Genomic DNA, 1,242 nt, shown 5'->3' with positions numbered 1-1,242 from the left:
CAAGGCCGAGAGACGAGACGAACAGACTACGGTCTGGAAGTCATCGATGCCACGCTTCCAGGAAAAGCCTCTAAGCTTCAGATACAGTGGGACCGTACCCCAAACCGACACAGGTGGTCAGGTAGAGAATACCAAGGCGCTTGAGAGAACTCGGGTGAAGGAACTAGGCAAAATGGTGCCGTAACTTCGGGAGAAGGCACGCCGGCGTAGGGTGATGGGACTTGCTCCCCGAGCCCGAACCGGTCGAAGATACCAGGTGGCTGCAACTGTTTATTAAAAACACAGCACTCTGCAAACGCGCAAGCGGACGTATAGGGTGTGACGCCTGCCCGGTGCCGGAAGGTTAAGTGATGGTGTTAGGTTCGCCGAAGCTCCTGATCGAAGCCCCGGTAAACGGCGGCCGTAACTATAACGGTCCTAAGGTAGCGAAATTCCTTGTCGGGTAAGTTCCGACCTGCACGAATGGCGTAATGATGGCCACGCTGTCTCCACCCGAGACTCAGTGAAATTGAAATCGCAGTGAAGATGCTGTGTACCCGCGGCTAGACGGAAAGACCCCGTGAACCTTTACTACAGCTTCACACTGGACGCTGATGTTGCTTGTGTAGGATAGCTGGGAGGCTTGGAAACCCGGACGCCAGTTCGGGTGGAGCCAACCTTGAAATACCAGCCTGGCATCATTGGCGTTCTAACTCAGGTCCGTGATCCGGATCGAGGACCGTGTGTGGTGGGTAGTTTGACTGGGGCGGTCTCCTCCCAAAGCGTAACGGAGGAGCACGAAGGTACCCTCAGCACGGTTGGAAATCGTGCAATGAGTGCAAGAGCATAAGGGTGCTTGACTGCGAGACAGACACGTCGAGCAGGTACGAAAGTAGGTTCTAGTGATCCGGTGGTTCTGTATGGAAGGGCCATCGCTCAACGGATAAAAGGTACTCCGGGGATAACAGGCTGATACCGCCCAAGAGTTCACATCGACGGCGGTGTTTGGCACCTCGATGTCGGCTCATCACATCCTGGGGCTGAAGTCGGTCCCAAGGGTATGGCTGTTCGCCATTTAAAGTGGTACGCGAGCTGGGTTTAGAACGTCGTGAGACAGTTCGGTCCCTATCTGCCGTGGGCGTTGGAGATTTGAGAAGAGCTGCTCCTAGTACGAGAGGACCGGAGTGGACGCACCTCTGGTGTTCCGGTTGTCACGCCAGTGGCATTGCCGGGTAGCTATGTGCGGACAGGATAACCGCTGAA

At 55.6% G+C, this 1,242-nt stretch carries 1 rRNA gene; it reads left to right on the top strand.

The window, feature by feature from the left end:
* Positions 1-1,242: ribosomal RNA gene (locus tag BLP95_RS16580) — 23S ribosomal RNA — on the top strand; the annotation flags it as partial.

The sequence above is a fragment of the Halomonas shengliensis genome, assembly GCF_900104135.1.
GTDB lineage: Bacteria > Pseudomonadota > Gammaproteobacteria > Pseudomonadales > Halomonadaceae > Halomonas > Halomonas shengliensis.
This window is presented reverse-complemented; position numbering and strand designations above follow the sequence as displayed.